This is a genomic window from Burkholderia sp. AU15512 (genome assembly GCF_002223325.1).
Lineage (GTDB): Bacteria > Pseudomonadota > Gammaproteobacteria > Burkholderiales > Burkholderiaceae > Burkholderia.
Window position 1 is genome coordinate 477412 of record NZ_NKEX01000008.1, and the last position, 19200, is coordinate 496611.

At 68.5% G+C, this 19200-nt stretch carries 18 protein-coding genes; 11 read left to right on the plus strand and 7 right to left on the minus strand.

All coding sequences use genetic code 11. The annotated features are described in order from the left end of the window. Positions 1-55 precede the first annotated feature (55 nt). Positions 56-886 (plus strand): oxidoreductase, encoded by an 831-nt coding sequence (locus tag CFB43_RS34380; RefSeq protein ID WP_089498564.1) that lies wholly within the window; start codon positions 56-58, stop codon positions 884-886. A gap of 156 nt (positions 887-1042) precedes the next feature. Beyond that, positions 1043-1879: an alpha/beta fold hydrolase gene (locus tag CFB43_RS34385; RefSeq protein ID WP_089498565.1), complete on the plus strand. Its 837-nt coding sequence runs from the start codon at positions 1043-1045 to the stop codon at positions 1877-1879. 112 nt (positions 1880-1991) lie between these two features. Here CFB43_RS34385 and CFB43_RS34390 read toward each other — a convergent pair whose 3' ends face one another. After that, a complete protein-coding gene (locus CFB43_RS34390; protein ID WP_089498566.1) occupies positions 1992-2912 on the minus strand; it encodes a LysR substrate-binding domain-containing protein in 921 nt (306 codons plus the stop codon). Between the two features lie 165 nt (positions 2913-3077). On the opposite strand from CFB43_RS34390, the gene CFB43_RS34395 reads away from it, so the two are divergent. Beyond that, positions 3078-3728: a LysE family translocator gene (locus CFB43_RS34395; RefSeq protein WP_089498567.1), complete on the plus strand. Its 651-nt coding sequence runs from the start codon at positions 3078-3080 to the stop codon at positions 3726-3728. A 28-nt stretch (positions 3729-3756) separates the two neighbouring features. Here CFB43_RS34395 and CFB43_RS34400 read toward each other — a convergent pair whose 3' ends face one another. Then, the gene (locus tag CFB43_RS34400; RefSeq protein ID WP_089499053.1) at positions 3757-4464 is read right to left on the minus strand and encodes a DUF3142 domain-containing protein; all 708 of its coding nucleotides are present in this window, start codon (positions 4462-4464) and stop codon (positions 3757-3759) included. A gap of 16 nt (positions 4465-4480) precedes the next feature. Next, positions 4481-6646 (minus strand): hypothetical protein, encoded by a 2166-nt coding sequence (locus tag CFB43_RS34405; protein ID WP_089498568.1) that lies wholly within the window; start codon positions 6644-6646, stop codon positions 4481-4483. Between the two features lie 450 nt (positions 6647-7096). Here CFB43_RS34405 and CFB43_RS34410 point away from each other — a divergent pair, with 450 nt between their 5' ends. The 3 genes from CFB43_RS34410 (at position 7097) to CFB43_RS34420 (ending at position 10183) form a co-directional block, all read left to right on the plus strand. Then, on the plus strand, positions 7097-8614 hold the full coding sequence (locus CFB43_RS34410) for a hypothetical protein (RefSeq protein ID WP_089498569.1): 1518 nt from the start codon (positions 7097-7099) through the stop codon (positions 8612-8614). Between the two features lie 32 nt (positions 8615-8646). Continuing rightward, the gene (locus CFB43_RS34415) at positions 8647-8982 is read left to right on the plus strand and encodes a hypothetical protein (RefSeq protein WP_069249419.1); all 336 of its coding nucleotides are present in this window, start codon (positions 8647-8649) and stop codon (positions 8980-8982) included. Between the two features lie 148 nt (positions 8983-9130). Then, complete coding sequence (locus tag CFB43_RS34420; protein ID WP_089498570.1) at positions 9131-10183, plus strand: helix-turn-helix domain-containing protein; 1053 nt, start codon at positions 9131-9133, stop codon at positions 10181-10183. 45 nt (positions 10184-10228) lie between these two features. Here CFB43_RS34420 and CFB43_RS34425 read toward each other — a convergent pair whose 3' ends face one another. Together CFB43_RS34425 and CFB43_RS34430 are read right to left on the minus strand one after the other, a co-directional pair. After that, entirely contained in the window at positions 10229-11641 is a 1413-nt protein-coding gene (locus tag CFB43_RS34425) for a 3-deoxy-D-arabino-heptulosonate 7-phosphate synthase (protein WP_089498571.1), read from the minus strand. A gap of 161 nt (positions 11642-11802) precedes the next feature. Then, complete coding sequence (locus tag CFB43_RS34430; RefSeq protein ID WP_089498572.1) at positions 11803-12579, minus strand: 2-keto-4-pentenoate hydratase; 777 nt, start codon at positions 12577-12579, stop codon at positions 11803-11805. Between the two features lie 295 nt (positions 12580-12874). On the opposite strand from CFB43_RS34430, the gene CFB43_RS34435 reads away from it, so the two are divergent. Together CFB43_RS34435 and CFB43_RS34440 are read left to right on the plus strand one after the other, a co-directional pair. Then, positions 12875-13354 carry a universal stress protein gene (locus CFB43_RS34435; protein ID WP_089498573.1) on the plus strand — a complete coding sequence of 160 codons (480 nt, stop codon included), beginning with the start codon at positions 12875-12877 and terminating at the stop codon, positions 13352-13354. Between the two features lie 11 nt (positions 13355-13365). Next, positions 13366-13557, plus strand: a complete 192-nt coding sequence (locus tag CFB43_RS34440) for a DUF2964 family protein (protein WP_089498574.1) — start codon at positions 13366-13368, stop codon at positions 13555-13557. Between the two features lie 127 nt (positions 13558-13684). On the opposite strand, the gene CFB43_RS34445 is transcribed toward CFB43_RS34440, so the two are convergent. Continuing rightward, positions 13685-15172: a tetratricopeptide repeat protein gene (locus tag CFB43_RS34445; RefSeq protein WP_256990181.1), complete on the minus strand. Its 1488-nt coding sequence runs from the start codon at positions 15170-15172 to the stop codon at positions 13685-13687. Between CFB43_RS34445 and CFB43_RS34450 the strand changes: the two genes are divergently transcribed. Then, positions 15171-16904 carry a site-specific integrase gene (locus tag CFB43_RS34450; protein WP_089498576.1) on the plus strand — a complete coding sequence of 578 codons (1734 nt, stop codon included), beginning with the start codon at positions 15171-15173 and terminating at the stop codon, positions 16902-16904. The genes CFB43_RS34445 and CFB43_RS34450 overlap by 2 nt on opposite strands. Before the next feature lie 92 nt (positions 16905-16996). Here the strand turns inward: CFB43_RS34450 and CFB43_RS34455 are convergent, their stop codons facing one another. After that, a complete protein-coding gene (locus tag CFB43_RS34455) occupies positions 16997-17563 on the minus strand; it encodes an SMI1/KNR4 family protein (protein WP_089498577.1) in 567 nt (188 codons plus the stop codon). A gap of 290 nt (positions 17564-17853) precedes the next feature. Between CFB43_RS34455 and CFB43_RS34460 the strand changes: the two genes are divergently transcribed. Beyond that, entirely contained in the window at positions 17854-18177 is a 324-nt protein-coding gene (locus CFB43_RS34460) for a TfoX/Sxy family protein (RefSeq protein ID WP_089498578.1), read from the plus strand. Between the two features lie 89 nt (positions 18178-18266). Beyond that, complete coding sequence (locus CFB43_RS34465; RefSeq protein WP_089498579.1) at positions 18267-19178, plus strand: hypothetical protein; 912 nt, start codon at positions 18267-18269, stop codon at positions 19176-19178. The last annotated feature ends 22 nt before the right edge of the window (positions 19179-19200 follow it).

Below are 19200 nucleotides of genomic sequence, written 5' to 3' on the forward strand. Positions count from 1 at the left end.
ACGGGGTTCGTCAGACTAGTATGCATGCTCCAATCGACATTCGGGAGAAGCTCACATGGCATCCGGCAAGCTCATGCTCATTACCGGCGTCAGCAGCGGCTTTGGCCGCGCCCTCGCGCAGGAGGCCCTCGCGGCGGGTTACACGGTGGTCGGCACCGTGCGAAGCGCGCAGGCGGCGCAGGATTTCGACGCACTGTCCGCGCAGGCGTTCGCGCGGGTGCTCGACGTGACCGACTTCGACCGCATCGACGGCGTCGTGGCGGACATCGAGGCGAACGTCGGCCCCGTCGACGTCCTGGTGAACAACGCCGGCTACGGGCACGAAGGGATCATGGAAGAGGCGCCGCTCGCGGAGATGCGCCGGCAGTTCGACGTGAACGTGTTCGGCGCGGTCGCGATGATGAAGGCGGTCATCCCTTACATGCGCGAACGGCGGCGTGGCCATATCCTGAACATCACGTCGATGGGCGGCCACATCACGATGCCGGGCATCGCGTACTACTGCGGCAGCAAGTTCGCGCTGGAGGGCGTGACCGAAACCGTCGGCAAGGAGCTGGCGCCGTTCGGCATCGCGGTGACGGCCGTGGCGCCGGGGTCGTTCCGCACCGACTGGGCCGGCCGCTCGATGGCGCGCACGCCGCGCTCGATCGCGGATTACGACGCGCTGTTCGATCCGATCCGCCAGGCGCGCGAAGAGAAGAGCGGCAAGCAGCTGGGCGATCCCGCGAAGGCCGCGCGGGCGATGCTCGCGGCGATCGCGGCGGACCATCCGCCCGCGCACCTGCTGCTCGGCAGCGATGCGCTGCGGCTGGTACGCGGCAAGCTGGCGGCGCTGGACGCGGAAATCCGCGCGTGGGAGGCCGTGACGGTGTCGACGGACGGTTGAAGTGCGGCGCTGGACGATCGTTCGCCCGTAGCGGGATCGACCACGTCGTCGACATCGTCGACGGTCATTCGCAACTTGGCATCCTCGTTTAACAAACCTGTCCGATAATGGCTGCCGGCCAGTGCGCCGTTCATCCACCTCTCAGGAGTCATCGCGATGCCATACGTCACCACGAAGGATCACGTCGAGATCTTTTACAAGGACTGGGGCCCGAAGGACGCGCAGCCCATCGTCTTCCATCATGGCTGGCCGTTGTCCTCGGACGACTGGGACGCGCAGCTGCTCTTCTTCGTCCAGAAGGGCTTTCGCGTGGTGGCGCACGACCGGCGCGGCCACGGCCGGTCGGCGCAGGTGTCGGACGGCCACGACATGGATCATTACGCGGCGGACGCTTTCGCGGTCGTCGAGGCGCTCGACCTGCGCAATGCGGTGCACATCGGCCACTCGACCGGCGGCGGCGAAGTGGCGCGCTACGTCGCGAAGCACGGCGAGCCGGCCGGCCGCGTCGCGAAGGCGGTGCTGGTCAGCGCGGTGCCGCCGCTGATGGTGAAAACCGCATCGAACCCGGAAGGCTTGCCGATCGAGGTGTTCGACGGCTTCCGCAAGGCGCTCGCCGACAATCGCGCGCAGTTCTTCCTCGATGTGCCGAGCGGTCCGTTCTACGGGTTCAACCGCGAAGGTGCAACCGTGCATCAGGGCGTGATCCGCAACTGGTGGCGACAGGGGATGGAAGGCAGCGCGAAGGCGCATTACGAAGGCATCAAGGCGTTTTCGGAAACCGACCAGACGGAAGACCTGAAGTCGATCTCCGTCCCGACGCTCGTGCTGCATGGCGAAGACGACCAGATCGTGCCGATCGCGGATGCCGCGCTGAAGTCGATCAAGCTGCTGAAGAACGGCACGCTGAAGACGTACCCGGGCTACTCGCACGGGATGCTGACGATCAACGCGGACGTTCTCAACGCCGACCTGCTGGCTTTCGTGCAGGCGTAACAGTGTTGGCGCGGGCCCGCTTCGGCGGGCTGCGCCGCCATTGCGGGCCGGCGGCGCGCGGTCGCGCCCGTCGCGCTGCCGGCCACGCGGCCGGATCACCGGCCGCTGCGGTTTAGCCCGGGCCGTTGAAGCGGATGCCCGGAAACGTCAGACGCGGGAGCCGGCTTTCCAGGAACGCCAGCAGTTCGCGCACCTGCGCGGCCTTGGCTGAATCGTCCGGCCACACGAGGTAGTACGCGTCCCCCGTATTGACGGCGGTCTTGAACGGCAGCACGAGCTGCTTCTCGTCGATGGCCGTCGCGCACAGCGCGAGATCGCCGATCGAAATGCCGTGGCCGGCAATCGCCGCCGCGATCCCCTGTTCGAGCATGTCGAACACCTGCCCGCGCGTGATGTCCACCTCGAGATCATGGCCGCTGCCCTTGAGCCAGCGGCGCCAGTCGCGCCGGTCGGGCGACGGGTGGATCAGCTCGCACGCCGCCGGATTCGTGCGTGCGACCGTCGCGGTCGCCCGCGAGCACACCGGAATCAGCCATTCGTCGAACAGCTTCACGCACTGCGTGGCCTCGCCGAACTTGCCCGCGCCGAGCAGGATCGCGCAATCGTAGGATTCGCTGAAGAAATCGACGGTATCGACGTCCATCCACACGCTCGCGATCTGCACCTCGAACGCGGGCCGCGTGGCGCGAAACGCGGCCAGGGCGTCGAGCAGCCAGCGCATCGTGAGCGTGGACGGCGCCTTGAGCCGCAGCACGTCGCGTTGCGACTGGAACAGCACGCACGCTTCCTCGATCTGCCGGAAGCCGCGCCGCAGGCCCGACGCGAAGATGTGCGCTTCCGCCGTCACGGTCATTCTGGGGCCGTGCCGGACGAACAGCTTCCGGCCGAAGTACGCCTCGAGCGTCCGCACGTGCTTGCTCACCGCGCTTTGCGTGAGGCTCAGTTCTTCTGCGGCCAGCGTAAACGAGCCGGTACGCGCGGCGCTTTCGAACGCGCGCAGCGCGTAGACAGGCGGGAGCGGTTTGGCCTTCACGGGTTTTGAACAGGAATAAAACTCATGTCATCCGGCAGGATTATCCGTTTTTCAACGGCAGGCCGGGTACGCAATACTTCAGAAAACCGTGCAATCCGGTGCGCTGAAGCACGATGATGCCACCGTGGCGGGCACGCGCGTCAATTCACCCCACAACTTTTATTCATGACACTTCATTACCCGCTGCTGTTCGCCTATCTCGCCGCGATCGTGCTGCTCATCGCGACGCCCGGCCCGGTGGTCATGCTCGTGGTCGGCACCGTCGCGCGGCGCGGCTTCCGCCAGGGGATGCTGACCGCGGTGGGCGCGAATGCCGCGAGCCTCGTGATGATCGCGGGGGCGATGCTGATGGTGTTCGGCGTCGTGCTCGTCAGCGAGCGCCTGTTGACCGGGTTGCATGTGGCCGGTTGCGTGTTCATCGCGGTGCTGGCCGTCCGGACGCTGCTCGGCGAATGGCGCGCCGGCCGCGCGCGTCACGGCAACGACGCCGCGCAACGCGAACCGGCGTCGCAGGCGCGCGGCTTGCCGGGCGTCGTGCGCGGCTTTCTCGTCGGCATCGCGAATCCGAAGGACCTGCTGTTCTTCGTCGCGTTCTTTCCGCAGTTCGTCGGCATCACGCCGGATTCGCGCGTGAGCCTGGCGATCCTGGCCGCCCTGTGGATCGCGGTCGATTTCACGATCCTGACCAGCTACATGGCCGCGATCAACCATCCGCTGATTCATCGCAAGCAGCGCTGGATCACGGCGTCGTCGGCGGGCGCGCTACTCGTGATTGCGCTCGCCGGGCTCGGCAGCACGATCGCGGGTGCCGCGTAAGCGGTCCCGATTGACCGCGCGAGTCATATCAGCCGTTGCGCAGGAACACGACGTAGCCGCGGAACCACGGATTCGTCGCGAGGTACGGCGGCGCGTCCCATTCGCCGCCCTGGATGATGCCGATGCGAAACGGCAACTGCAGCCGCGCGACGCGCGGCAGGTAGTCCGCATAGTCGGGGATCGTGCGGCGGCCCTGGTAGGTCTGCACGACCACTTCGTCGACGATCCCCCTGAGCTGGTTGACCTGGTCGGTGTCGATGCGGCTGCTCCAGTCGAGCAGCCCGGTGATGCTGAGCCGATAGTCGGCGGGCAGCGTGTCGCGCAGCGACTGCAGGAATGCGAGGTAATCCTGCAGGTGGCGCGTGCGCGCATCGAAGTCGATCTGGATGCCGGTGATCGTGCGGCCCGACGCGCGCCAGCGCGTGAGCTGCGCGAGCATGATCTGCGTGACGCGCGGCGTCCAGCGCAGCGTATGCGCGCGATAGACGAGCCACACGCGCGCCTGCGGCGCGGGCGGCAGCGCGACGCCCTGCGCGATCACGCGGACCTGCGACTCGTCCCGCGGCGACGCCTCGATCTGCCCTTGCAGCACGTAGACGGTGCGCGCGCCGTGCACGACCGCCTGCGGCTTCACGCCTGCCCACAGCCAGAACGCGTCGTACCGCGCGGCATCGACGGTGCCGGCCAGTGCGACGCGTCCGGCCAGCAGCAGTGCGAGGCACGCCAGGCATGCGATGCGCGTCACGCGGCGCTTACCAGTAGTAGCGAAGCTTCTGCGCCCACGGGCTGCCCGCGTAGCTCGCCTTCAGCGTATCGAACCAGCGCTTGCGCACGTTCTTCGGCACGTCCTTGCCGCCGCATTCGTTGGAGCCGCCTGGTGCATAGCACTTGATCGCGCGGTAGTACGCGTAGGCGCGGTCGTTCGGGTTCGCCTGCGCATCGGCCATCACCGTCAGGTAGCTCGACATCCGCTCGTACGGTTTGCCGTCGAACTGCGACGGCCCCGCGCCGAGCGTCGGCGGAATGCGCGCGGCGGCCGTCGTCGATGCGTTGCGGATCCACAGCGGCACCGGATCGCTTTCGAGGCCGGGTGCGGGCGGGTGCAGGCGCACGAAATCGGCGAGGCAGTTCAGCCCTTTCGCATCGGCGGGATTCTGCTGGAGCGCCGTGGCGATGTCGTGCGCGGACGGGCACGTATATCCGTCATCGTTCCTCGCGCCGGCCGCGATGAACGGCTTCAGCGGATCGGCCGGCTTGCCGGACACCAGCGCGGCATCGGCGATGAACTCGGCGTAATGCGAGCGGGTGAGTTCCTTGTACAGCAGCGTGGTCAGCGCGGTGTCGCGCAGCGCGCCGCCGGTCGCCTGGTTTTGCGCCTGGGCGCGCAGCAGGTCCGCATTGGCCGAGCGTTGCAGCAGCACGGCGCGGATCGCGGCGTTCTGCACGGGCGAATCGTCGGCGAACGCGTCGTTGACGAGCCCGGCCTGCTCCAGGTTGATCGCGAGCGCGAGTTCCAGCGCTTCGCGCTGGAAGCGGAATGTCGCGAGCGGGATCAGGTCGCGCCACAGCTGGCGCGCCTTGTCGGACTGGCCGCTATCCTCCAGCGCGAACCCGCGCAGCGCCTGCTGGCTCAGGCCGAAGTAGTCGAGCGGCTCCGCGGGCGTCTGCGGCAGTAACGCGAGCGCGGCGTCCGGCTTGTGCCCGATCTGGACGTACCAGGTCGCGAGCAGGTAGTCGTAGAGCGCGGGCGCGTTCGCGAAGCGCGGCTTCTGCGCCTGCAGGTCGTCCAGCGTCAGCGGCTTGCGGTTCGAATCGCTGCTGTCCGACGTGCGCATGCGCAGCAGGTCGACGGTCGCGAGCACGGTCGGCGACTGGATCTGGCTCGCGTCGAATTCCGACCCGAACAGCAGCTTGCTGTCGAGTTCGTTCGCCAGCTGGATCAGCGGCACGTTCGACGTCGCCGGCGACCAGCGCGCGAGCGCGTGGCCGTACAGGTCGGCCTGCTGCGTCACGTTGCCGCCGAGCCATGCGACCCGCCGCAACAGCCCGTTTGCGGAGGTCGCATAGCGCCCCTGCGGGTACACCTTCAAGTAAGTGCGAAACACCGTGTTCGCGGCGTCGAGCGACACCTTCGTCACGCGGCCGCGCGTCGGCGTGGGGCTGTCGTGGTCGAACACGTTGGCCTGCGCGGCGTTCAGCTGCGCGCGCCCGGCCATGTAGAGCCCGGTTTCCTTCAGCCACGGGTTCGCGCTGTGCGAAGCGCTCGCGAAGGCCCGGGTCGCGGTGAGGAAGTCGGCGCGGTAGAACGCGTTCGTGCCGTCGAGGTACGCGGCGAACTGCTGGCCGAGTGGCGACTTGGCCGGCGGTTTGGTCCAGGCGGCACTCGCGCCGGCGGCGGCGCAGGTCTTCTGCGCGATGTCGGCACGCGCCGCGCGCAGCCGTGAGGCTTCGTCGGCGGGGAGACCGGCACCGCCCAGTGCGTCGTTGAATGCGTCGGCGCCCGAAGTCATGCTGCGGCAGATGCTGCCTTCGCCGTCGGCGTACTGGTTCGACGGCGCTTCGGCATCCGTTGCGCTGCCGGTCTTGTCGGGCTCCTTCTGCCCGATATAGATCCATCCGGAGAAGTCCATCTGGAACGGCACGATGATCTGGTGGATCCGGTCTTTCGCCGGGATGGTCTTCGGATCCGGAAACGCCTGCGCGACCTTGGCGCTGTCGACCATCATCAGCATCGCGTTGATGCGCGTGTCGTTGGCGGGGCTCAGCATCGGCACGTTGGCGCAGGAGTAGGTGGTCTGCCGGAGCGTGGTCGGCGCATAGCAGCCGTCGTCGCCGCTGGCATGGGCCGCCGGAATCCAGAACAGGCCGACCGCCAGCGCGGCGAACAGGTGGCGGTGCAGCAATGGGGTGTTGGGCATTTTTTTCTTGTGCCAGGTAGGGGGCCGCAGCGGCCGGGTCTCTCAGGTGAGGCGTTTCGCCCCGGCGCGTATCGTACCGCACCGGTCGCTTCGGCCGCGAGCGCGCGCAGGCCGGCCGATCGCCGCATCGAATGCGGGCCGGCGAAATGGAAGTCCACTTACTGTAGACGCAACGCCACCTTGAATCCGGATCGTCTGAATTAAGATGCAGCCGGCAGTGATGGACATCCGACGATAGACGACTTGTCGTCGTCGCTGCCCGACGGGGGGCTGCCGGAAGCGGCGTTCGCATCGATCCGCACGACGGAGTCGATCATGATTGACGGCGAGCGGCCGCCGGTTTCCATGCCTGTTCAATAGTATTGCTTATCAATAGGCCGAACGATGCGAGGCATCGTGAGGCGAACGGCAGACGAGAGTGCGCCGGCACACGAAAAGAAGAGGATTCCGATGAAACCCATTACATGGATGGTCATGGCAGTCGCGCTCGCGCTGTCCGCCTGCGGCGGCGACGACGTCGCCACGAACGGCGGCGCGTCGTCGTCGCCGAACACGCCCGGTTTGCCTTCCGGCCCGACGTCGCCCGGTGGCGGCTCGAACGGCGGCTCGAACGGTGGGCCGACGGGCGGCGGCGGGACGACGCAACCGCAGGCCGGCTGGTCGAAGGCTGCCGCCGTGGACGGCAAGGGGCCGGAGGGCCAGCCCAGCGTGACCATCGACGCGAGCGGCAACGCGCTCGCCACCTGGATGACCAATGGCCCGGCCGGCACGAACGGCAACGAAATGTGGGGCGCGCGCCGTGTGGCGGGCTCGGGCTGGGGCAGCGCGACGCGGCTCGACACGGGCGACGGTTCGCATGCGATGAACACGCTGACCGGCGTGCAGCCGAAACTGGTCGGCAACGCGAGCGGGCAGGCGGTCGCGTTCTGGACCGAATGGACGCCGGGCGCCAACACGTACGCGTTGTGGGCGCGCCCGTACAGCCCGGGTAGCGGCTGGGGCACGCCGGTCACGCTGGCGCCGGACATGGCCGGGTCGTCCTATTCGGCCGGCATGGACAGCCAGGGCAACGCGCTCGTCACGTGGACGCAGTCGATCAGCCTGCTCGATACGCGCATCGCGTGGACCCGCTATACGCAGGCCGGGCAGTGGTCACCGACGGCGCTGGTCCAGATGCCGGTGCAGAGCGGCCCGGACGCCGTGACCGGCGACACCGACAACGTGAGGCCGATGCTGTCGGTGCTGTCATCCGGCCGGGCGGTGCTCGCGTGGCGGCAGACCAACCATACGAAGTCGGCGCTGTGGACGGCCACGTACGACGCGACCAACGGCTGGACCAACGTCAACCCGGCCGTCTCGAACTCGAGCCTGTTCACGACGATCATCTCGCCGGTCGCCGGCATGGACGCGAAGGGCAACATCACGCTGGTTTGGGGGCAACTCGACGTGACGGGCGGCAAGCTCTACAACGCCACGATGTCGCAGCGCTATGTGTCCGGAACCGGATGGCAGCCGGCCCAGCCGGTCGCCCCGGCGATCGTGGTGCCCACGGGCTTCATCGCGACGCCGATGCTGACCGTCAACGAAAACGGCGTGGCCGCCGCGATGTGGGCGGAAGGCGGCGCGGTGCTGCAGGCGAGCGTGTCGGATGCCAGCGGAAACTGGGGGCCGCTGCAGAAGCTGACGGAACACCTGAACGGGGCGGCGCTTCAGTACCCGCCGCTGGTGATCGACCCGGCCGGCAACGTGACGGTCGCCTGGGAGGACACGGGCACGCCGAACGCGTCGGTCCTCCTCGTGGGCGGCTACCGCAACGGCGCATGGAGCACGTCGACCGCGGATCCGCAGGATGGAACGTGGCCGGCGCTGGCCGTCAACGCGGCGGGGGCGATGGCGCTCGTCTGGCAGGGGTTCGCCGCGAACATCGGCAGCCAGATCCAGTCCAGTTTTTATACGCCGGGCTCGTAATCGTGTCGCGTCGGGCATTCGAAGGAGAAGCCATGAAGCAAGTCTTGCAGTGCACCGTTGTTACCTTGCGGACCGCGCTGGGCGCGGCGGCCGCCGGCCTCGTGTTGTCCGCGTGCGGTTCGACGCAGATGAACATGGTCGACGTGCAGACGTCGACCGCGAAGACGCTCGGCCTCGCGTCGTCGGACGAGATCACGATTGCCAACGTGCAGTACGGGAAGAAGGACGGGCTGGGTGGCCAGAAGGTGGGTTACGACGCGACGACCGGCAAGGGGCGGCGTTTCGGCTGTACGGTGTTCATGATTCCGGGGCTCACGCCGATCGATCGGCCGACGTACAACAACTGGGAATGCCATCCGCAACGCTGATGGCCGCGAGATCGACGGCGCCCGTCGCAGGGCGCCGGTCGGCCGCTTCTGTGGACGACATGCCGCGCCGGCCTTGCGCCGACGCAATTTGGTCCGATAATCGACGAACCGATCTATCCTCTCGTGTCGGCTCGATAAAAAAACTGTCATGGATCAAGCGGCATTCGTCCCTGTTTTCAAGTTTCGCACGATCGACTACCCCGAACAGGACCGATTCCACGTCTGGGTCAAGGACATGCTGTGCGACTACCGTCTCGATGACGACGGCGGCCACGGCGTGTTCGACGCGGAAGCGAGCGGCGCGGCGCTCGGCCCGCTGATCCTGTCGGGCCGGCAATGGCGGTCGCGCGCACCGGCCTATCGGGTCAATCGCACCACGCGGCGAATCCGGCTCGACGGCCAGGACTCGATCCGCTTCACGCTGCTGCTCGGCGGGCGGCTGGCCAGCCACACCGGCGGGCCCGAACTGGTCAAGCGCGCCGGCGACGTGTTCGTCTACGACGTCGCGCAGGTCAACGACTGCCGGGTCGAGGCCGGCGACGTGATCAGCCTGGTCGTGCCGAGGTACCTGCTGCCGAGCCATGCCGCACAGGCGCACGGCCAGACGCTGACGAGCGGCGTGGGGCGGCTGCTCGGCGACCACATGCTGTCGCTGTTCCGCAACCTGCCGACTCTGCGCACGCACGAGATCCCGAGCATCGTGCAATCGACGTTGCTGCTGCTGGCCGCGGCCATTTCACCCACCATGCAGGCGCTGAACGACGCACGCGGCCCGATCGACGGGGCGCTGGCCGAGCGGGTCCGGCGCTACATCGACGTGCATCTGCTGGAGCCCGACCTCGATCCCGACCGGATCTGCCGTGACATCGGCGTGTCGAGAGCGCGGCTCTACCAGCTGTTCAAGGAAGACGGCGGCGTGATGCGGCAGATCACGCGCCGGCGGCTGCGCCATGCATACCACGTGCTGGGCGACCCGCAGCGCCGGCATCGGCGCATCGCGGAAATCGCGTGGGCGCACGGCTTTCCCGACGAGAAGTATTTCCACCGGCTGTTCAAGGCGGAGTTCGGCCACACGCCGAAGGAAACGCTCGAATGCGCGACCGCGCCGGTGCTGCTGCCATACGATGCGGCCGAGGATCGATGGGCGGACGGCGGCCGCCTGACAGGATGGACGTTGCCGTTCGGCGTGCTCACCAACTGAGCGGGCGGGGCACGCCGGCCGCCGCACGGCGGTTCGTGTCGTGCGTCACGCGTACGCGCTGCTCGCCACACCGCCTTCATCGACATCGTCGATCGCGGCCCGCCAGTCGTCGATCGCCACCATCAGCTCGCGCACCTGCCGCAACGACGGGTACTGGTGCAGCACCGCGTGCCATTGCGGCAGCGTCAGCAGCGCGTGCCAGACCACACCGAGGCCGCCCGGATCGGCATCCGGCCGCTGCGCGAGCGCGCTCGCGTATTCGAGGCTGGCCTGCGCGGACAGCAACTGCATCCGGCTGGCGGCGCCCAGCAGGCGCGGCGTCGTGTCGGCGGATGCATCGCAGCAATAGAGCACTTCGCGCGGCAGCGTCGCTTCGTCGGTCGTCAGCGCGCGCAGCGACGCGCCGTGCACGCGCACCGTGCCCTGGTGCGTCTCGAACGCATAGAGCGTGTCCGGGTCGGCCTGCGCGAGCAGGTTCAGGCCGCGCAGCAGCCGCGGCAGATCGGTCGTCGCGGCATCCGCGGATGCTTTCGCTTCGACGAGGAAGCGCACGTTCCAGGCGGGCGCCGGGTCATCGCCGCGCGGGCGTTCGAGCAGGATCGCGTCCCATTCGGTTTTCGCGCGATCGTGGCGGCCCGGAATCGATGACGGCACGCGCATCGACGTCACCACCCGGTACGTGCGGCGTGCGTCGACGGCGTCGAGCCGGCGCGCCAGCGCGTCGAGCGCCTGCGCGGCCAGCGCTTCGACGGCCGCGCCGCGCTGCTGCGACGCGACGCCTTGCGCGACGGCGACGGTGCTGCCTTCGAGCGGGCCCTGGCGTACCCAGAGCGCGCGGTAGCGACGCACGTGCTCGTCCGATGCCAGTGCGTCGACGCGCAGCATGCGTTCGAGCGCGGGGCTGTCTTTCAGCTTGACGATGTCCTGCTCGAACGCGGCGTCGGTCGCCATGTCGGGCAGCGCGAGCAGGTGCAGCAGCGTGTCGTGCAGGTCGGCCCACGACGCGGCGGTGGCGGCCGCATGCAGCCGCGCGAGCCCGTCGCGTTGCCAGGGGCGGGCGCTGCGCTCGAGCTTGGCCGGGTGCGCGATCGCGTTGACGGCCGAGTGCAGCGCGCGACGGTCCTGTTCGGCGTGCGCGGACAACGACGCGTATTCGCGCACGCTCGGCGCATCGTGCCGCAGCACCGCGGCCTGAAAGGCGGGATCGCCGGCGTGCGTGTCCATTGCATCGCGGATCATCCGCGCGAGGGCGTCGATGAAGCGCTGCCGCAGTGCCGCGTCGGGCGTCTGTCCGTCGCTTTGCATCCGGCGCGCTGCCTCGATCACGATTGCGAGCGTGGCGGCCGGGTTCGCGGCATCGGCCGGCGACAGCGTGCTGTCGAGCGGCGGCAGCCGGTAGCGGCGTGCGACGGTGCGCAGGGTTTCGTCGAGCAGGGCGGGAAGCGGTGTCAGCGACATGGTCGGTATCGGCTTGAAGGCGATGCGCGTGCCCGGGGTTGGGGGAGTGAAGTGGTGGACGCGATGATGTGCAACGTTATCACGCCGGGTCGGTCGGCACGACGGCGCAAGCGTCCCTGCGCGTCAGCGATCAGCGCAACCGCTCCCGCCCACCCCACGCATCACGCCGTCAACGTCACCGACAGGCTGCCGAGTTCGCCGAAGCGCACCGTCAGCGCATCGCCGAGCGGCACGTCGATCGCGCCGGCGTACGAACCGGTCGTCACGATCTGTCCGGCGCGCACGGCGTCGCCGCGCGACGCGAGGAAATTGACGAGCCACACCAGCGGCTTCAGCGGATCGCCGTCCGGATGGCGGCCGTCGATCGCGCGGTTCAGTGCGCCTTCGAACGACAGCGCCAGCGTCTCGAGCGGCACGTTCAGCCCGTCGGGCACGACCGGGCCGACGCACAGCCCCTGGTTGAATTGGCCGTCGGCCAGCAGCTCGAACTTCGACGCGCGCGTGGGCTCCGCATAGCGGCAACCGAGCACTTCGAGCACGATGCGCACTTCGCGGATCGCGTCGCGCACGTGCTGTTCGTCGTAAGGCTGTTCGTCGTAAGGCTGTTCGCGCGCAGGCAGGTCGCGATCGAGCACGAATGCGATTTCCGGTTCGATCCGCACGATCGGGCCGCCGACGACGCGGTACGGCGCATCGGCTTCGCGGATCGTCGACGCGAAGATCGGCGCGAGGATCGCGCGGTCGGGCGGCGGCAGCGCGCATTTCCAGCCGCCGACGGGTTCGCCGAGCAGGTCGGCCACGCGCTGCTGGATCGCGAGGGCGGTCTCGACGTTCTCGGGGCGCAGCGCATCGGGCAGCAGCGGGCCGGGCGAGCCGGCATGGCGGGCGGCGACGAGATGCTGGGCGGCGCCGTCCACGCGTTCGGTAGTCGTTGTCATGTCGGTTGAGCGAGTTGAAAGTGGGCCGGCAAATAAGGGCCGGACGAAAGTCGCACATTCGATGATAGCGCTTTCGGCACGATGACCGCTCGATCGCACCGCTTCGGCTGTTGTGTCAGCCGGGTTCGCGACCTGGCCGCAAGCGAGCGGTATCGGCATCACGTCGCGACGCTTTGCCGCACAGCCGGCCGCCGGTGGACCTTGATCGCCATCAACATTCGAACCCGCCATCCGCCGATGATGGTGACAAGGCCGCGCGATCGGAAGCGTGGCCACTCACCCCAGCGAGGTTCGCATGTACGAGAAGATCATGGTGGCCGTCGACGGCAGCGCTTCGTCGAAGCAGGCGCTTGCCGAGGCAGTGAAGGTCGCGCTGGCAGGCGACGCACACGTCAGCGTCGTGTATGTGGTGGACAAGTCGGTGCTGTTCACTTACGCGGGCCGTTTCGATCCGCACGCACTGGTCGAGGAGATCCGCGACGACGGGCGCAAGGTGCTGCGCGAAGCCGAGCAGATCATCGCGCTGGCCGGCGCGAAGGGCGAGGCCGAACTCGTCGAGACCGAAAGCATCGGCGAGGACATCGCGGAGCGCCTGCAGCGCTACGTGAAGGAAGGCGGTTTCGATCTCGCGGTGGTCGGCACGCATGGGCGGCGCGGAATCCGGCGCGTGCTGCTCGGCAGCGTCGCGGAGCGCTTCGTGCGCGGCTCGAAGTGCCCGGTGCTGCTGATTCGCGGCGACGATCACGACGTAGCGGCCGCCGCCGCGGCTGCCTGACGCGGCGCGCGATGATCCGCCGCCAGTCCCGCATCGTCGTCGCGGCGATCGCCGTGTTCGTGTCGCTCGCGGGGATGATGGCCGTCGTGTCGGGGCTGCTGTTCGACAACGCGATGGCGCTGCGCGGCGGCGCGATCGCGCTGGTGGTCGGCGTGGCCGGCTTCGTCGTGATGCTCAATCCGGGCGCGAAGGGCGAGGAGTGACGGAAGCGCGCGTGGTCGGCCTCGTCCGGTGAAGGTGCCGGACACGGCCGGCCGCCGCGCTCCACGCGCCCCCGCGACAGCCGCTGCAGCGCCAGGCATCCGCTTGCGTGTCCGCTCGCGTCGCCGGCTATTCGCTTGCCGTACCCGGCGCCTTCGCGCCATCCTGCCCGAGCGGGATCGCCAGCCGTTTCAACGTCTCCGCCAGATCGGCGTTCTCCGGCTGAACCTGCCGCGCCTGCGCGAACGCCTCGCGCGCTTCATCCCGGCGCGCCAGCTTCCACAGCACTTCACCCTTATGCGTCAGCCCGCTTGCATAGGCTTCGCGCGCATCCTTGTCGATGTCGCCGTCCTTCGCGAAGATCGCGATCGAGCGGTCGAACCACGTCAGCGCGTCGTCGTTGCGACCAAGGCGATACAGTGCCCAGCCCTTGCTGTCGAGCGCATACGCGTCGTCCGGCGATTTCGCGAGGCGCGCATCGATCATCGCCATCGCACGATCGATCTTCAGGCCGGCATTGACGAGGTCGTAACCGACCGTGTTCAACATGCGATCCGTGAAATTGCCCACATCGAGCGCGGTGTCGATGCGGCCTTCGTCCCGTTCGGCAATCGCCAGCGCGACCATCTTGGCCGCGATCTGTTGCCGGAGTGCTCGGCCGAGATGCTGGCCGTCGGCGACCAGGCTGCCGAGGTACTGCGTGTAGAGATCGGGCGCGCCCGGATTGCCGGCACTGTTGGCGATGTTCGTGGCGGGCCCTGCGCACCAGTCGGTGTCCGCGGGCACGCGCAATACCGTGGGGTGCAACCAGAGCTTGCGGTCCTCGTGCGATTGCGCGAAGACGGTATAGCCGTTGGCGTCGATCTGCCCGCAGGCCAGGTAGGCCCCCGTCACGTCGAGTACGTACGAGTAATGGCCGTAGGGTCGCCCCGTATCGATGTCGATCACGCGGAACGTTCCGCCCATGTCGCCTTCGCCGACGATGGGCTGAAGCGCCCACTCACGCTCGGGATGACGGGCGGGCAGGCGGATCCGCACCGTGCGTCCGGCGGCATCGGTCGTGCCGAACACGACGCTTTCGCCGCCTTTTTCATGAGGCGGCAGCCCCGCGATCGCCTGCCCGGGCAGCAGCAGCCGGTAGCGCGCATTCGGCAGCGGCTGGTGCGTGACGGGGTCGCGCAGCACGAACTGGTGAACGTAAGCCCCGGTTCCGAGCGACGCGGTCGGTGCGACGTAGGTGCGTGCGTAGGCGACGGGCAGGGCGGCGCAGCTCAAGGCCGCGGCAACGAGCGCGGCGAGAAGGCGGGATGTCATGGAATGGCGGTTCTTGTTGGTAGAGGTGTGATTGACCGACGGCCGGAATTGCATTGGACGATCCACGCAGCCTTTGATATCCGGCTGCGCATTCCGATTCGGATGGCCGGATCGTCCAGCGCAGTTCAACGCGGAACCCGCCCGTCGCAACGTGATGCGAAGAAGCGGCAGACGGATGACGCGGGAATGCAGTGCGGAGCATAGCAGGCCGTGTCGAGCGTCACGCTCGTGAACGCGCCTCACGCCCGACACGCCGCGTACGACGTATCCGGCCGCGCGCGCTTCTGTCAAACTCGCGGTCATGAAACCGCGCCTCGCCTCACCGCCTTCCTCCGATTCCACACCTGCGCCCGCAGGCTTTCCCGATGCCGACGAACTGGCCGCGCTGCGTGCGTGGTACGCGGGCATGACCGTGCGCCAGGCCGTCGAGCGCTACCTGCCCGATCGGCTCGGCGAAGGGCGCTCGGCGCGCGGCGTGATCGGCGGCATTCGCCGCCGCCTCGTGCGCGTCGCGCGGCAGGTGGGCCGGCCCGATCTCGCGGAGCGGCTCGGTCATGCCGACGGGGAGCGTATGCGGGAAGCGAAGGCGGCCGCCGAAGCGATCGGCCTGCTGCGTCATGCGCGTGCGCCGGTCCCGCAGATCAGCGACGACGTCGGCCTGTGGCTGCCCGCGCGTGCGGTCGGCGCGCTACGTGCGCACGGGATCGCGACGCTCGCCGATCTCACGGTGCGGATTCCGCGGCGGCGCCAGTGGTGGCGTGCGATCGCGGGCCTCGGCATGGCCGGTGCGCGGTACATCGAGGCGTTTTTCGCCGCGCATCCGGCGCTGACCGAACGGGCGCGCGCGCTGATCGCGGCGACGCCGCGCGGCGCCATCGTGCCGTGGGAGCAGCTGAAGCTGCCGCACGAGGTCGACGGATCGGCCGGCACCTTCCGCGCGCCGCGCGCGACCAGCACGCTCGATGCGGACAACGATTACGCGGCCGTGCATGCGTGGCTGTCGCTGCACGAATCGGCCGCGACGCGGCGGGCGTACCGGAAGGAGGCCGAGCGGCTGATCCTGTGGGCGATCGTCGAGCGCGGCCGCGCGCTGTCGTCGCTGACGACCGAGGATGCGGTCGCGTATCGCGCGTTCGTGCGGCGCCCGACGCCGCACGAGCGCTGGGTCGGGCCCGTGCGGCCGCGCAGTGCGCCCGACTGGCGGCCGTTCTCGGGTGCGCTGTCCGCGCGCTCGGCCGCCTACACGCTGTCGGTGCTCGGCGCGCTGTTCCGCTGGTTGATCGAGCAGCGCTACCTGCTCGCGAATCCGTTCGCGGGCGTCAAGGTGCGCGACACGCGCGGCCCGAACGCACTCGACACGTCGCATGCGTTCACCGAAGGCGAGTGGCTGCTCGTGCGCACGATCGCCGACGGGCTCGAGTTCCGCAAGGGCACGCCGGCCGCGCCGCAGTCGGGCTGGACGCCGGCCGCCGCGCAACGGCTGCGCTTCATTCTCGATTTCGGCTATGCGACCGGGCTGCGCGCGAGCGAGCTGGTCGGCGCGACGCTCGGCGACATCGAGACCGATGCGCACGGCGACGCGTGGCTGAAGGTGATCGGCAAGGGCAGCAAGGCGGCGCGCGTCGCGCTGCCGCCGCTTGCACGCACGGGGCTCGACCGTTTCCTGGTCGCACGCCGGCTGCCGGTCACGCCGTCGCGCTGGCGGCCCGACACGCCGCTGATCCCGAGCCTCGCGGAAGACGGTGCGGCCGCGATCACGAGCGTGCGGCTGTGGAAGGTGATGCAGCGCTTCTTCGCGCAGACGGCCGATCAGGTCGATGCCGACAACCCGGCGCTCGCGCAGAAGTTGCGGCAGGCCAGCCCGCACTGGATGCGTCATACGCATGCGACGCACGCGTTGGCGCGCGGCGCGGAGTTGACGACCGTGCGCGACAACCTGCGCCATGCGTCGATTTCCACGACGTCGATTTACCTGCATGGCGACGACGTGAAGCGGGCGCGGCAGATGTCGAGCGCGTTCGCGGCTGACAAGTAACGGCGTCTTGCCGATCGGCGCCGCGTCCGGAGACGGGGCGGGTTTGCAATCGGCGCCGCGCCGCCATGCGTTGTTCCGTGGTCGCAGGTCGTTCAATCACCGGCCGGATCGTCACGCTCCGCCGCCACGCGGGCGAGCCATTCCGCAAAACTCGATGCGATCCGTTCGCGCTGCTCGTCGTCATGCCAGACCCGGATCACCTGCCCGACCGTGCCGCCTTCCGCGGGATCGAGGTCGACGCACAGATGATTGCCGCTGCCGTCGTGCGTGAACGGAATCCACTTGAGGTTGTACCAGTCGTCGCGGATGCCGGCGGCGGGGTCGGACGTCATGTCGTCGAAGTCGCCGCCGGAAACGAGCTTGTTCCAGATCGACCATTGCGCGCCGATCTCGTGTGCGCTCAGCATGGCATCGCCTTCGGCGAAGACGGCGTCCGGATCGGCTTGTCCATCGTGCAGCCGGAGGCTTTCCAGCAGGTCGTCCGGCAGCGTCGTGCCCAGCGCGGCATGCAATGCGGCGATCGCGTGCCCCGGGGCCGGTCCGTTGAGTCCGCCGGGCAGGCGTGCCGGATCGGCGGCGATCCAGCCTTCGATCCGTTTCCACGATTCGCGAACGGCGGGGACGGTTGCGCCGGCAATGGATGTGTAGGGTACGTTCATCGGGTTCCTTGCAGAGATGCTTCGGGGCGCACCGCGATTCGGTGGGCTGGCCCGTGCCGCTCTCCCGGCACGTCGGCGAAGCACATTTTTTGTGAAGCGCTATTGGACGATTCACCGCGCGGTAATGCAACTGTCAGGGATATCAGGAGGGGACGGGCGATTGCGATGGGACGTGCGTGACCGGAATGCTCACGCCGCCTTCCAACGGATGATGCCCCGCAGCGCATCTGCCAATCAGGCGGAACGGTCGGCCACCCGCTGCGGTCATAAACTTTTTCAAAGGAACAGCGATGGCATCGAGCCAAGGCACAGTCGATTTCATCGTCGAGCAGATGGCGGCGGCCGGCACGGTATCGGCGCGCAAGATGTTCGGCGAATACGGCATTTATTGCGACGGCAAGATGGTCGCGCTCGTCTGCGACGATCGGCTGTTCGTCAAGCCGACGGCCGAAGGCCGCGCGTTTCTCGGCACGTGCGAAGAAGGTTCGCCGTATCCGGCCGCGAAGCCGCACCTCGTCATCGCCGGCGAGCGCTGGGACGATCGCGAATGGCTGTCGGCGCTGATCCGGATCACGGCCGCGCAGTTGCCGGTGCCGGTGAAGCGGAGCCGATAACGGCGCGTTCGCATGCGATGTTGCGCTGCGGCCAGGCGTATTCTGTGACACATGTGCGCGACCATCGCGCATCCGGTGGGAGCACAAGAATGAAGACATCCGGACATCCGCGCGGCACGCGGCTTGCTCGCCGCGCCCGGCACGCGCTCGTCGCGGCCCTGTGCGCGGGCTGGAGCGCGCTGTCGTTCGGCGCGGACGACGCGGCGACACTGCTCGAGCGGTACCGCAGCCTCGGCCCGCAACTGAAGGACAACGCGTTTCACCGGCCGCTGGTCCTGGAATCGGCGGAAGCGTCGTCGTCGCTGAAGGGCGACATCTACGCGGTGGTCGACTATCCGTATGCGGTGGTGAGCGGCCAGCTCGACGATCCCGCCCAGGGCCCCGCGAACTGGTGCGCGGTGCTGATCCTGCACCTGAACACGAAGTATTGCCACGCGTCGACCGGCAGCAACGGCCCGGTGCTCGACGTGAACCTCGGCCGCAAGATCCAGCAGAAGCTGCCGGACACCTACCGCGTGCAGTTCCGCTATCGCGCGGCGGCCGCGACGCCCGACTATTTCCAGGTCGACCTGACCGCCGACAGCGGGCCGATGGGCACGAAGGATTACCGGATCGCGCTGGAGGCCGTGCCGGTCGGCGCGTCGCGCACGTTCCTGCATCTGACGTATTCGTATGGCTTCGGCACGGTGGGCCGGATGGCGATGAAGACCTACCTCGCGACCGTCGGCAGCGACAAGGTCGGCTTCACGACCGTCAGCGGCGGATCGGCCGCGCAGCCGCAGTACGTCGGTGGCGTGCGCGGGCTGCTGGAGCGCAACACGATGCGCTACTACCTCGCGATCGACACGTATCTCGCGACGCTCGACAAGCCGCTCGACCAGCGCCTCGCGCGCTGGTTCGACGCGACCGAGCAGTATCCGCAGCAATTGCACGAGGTCGAGCGCGGCGCCTATCTGCAGATGAAAGCGCAGGAGGTGCAGCGGCAGCAGGCGGCGCGGTAGGCGGTGCATGCCGCCGCATCGC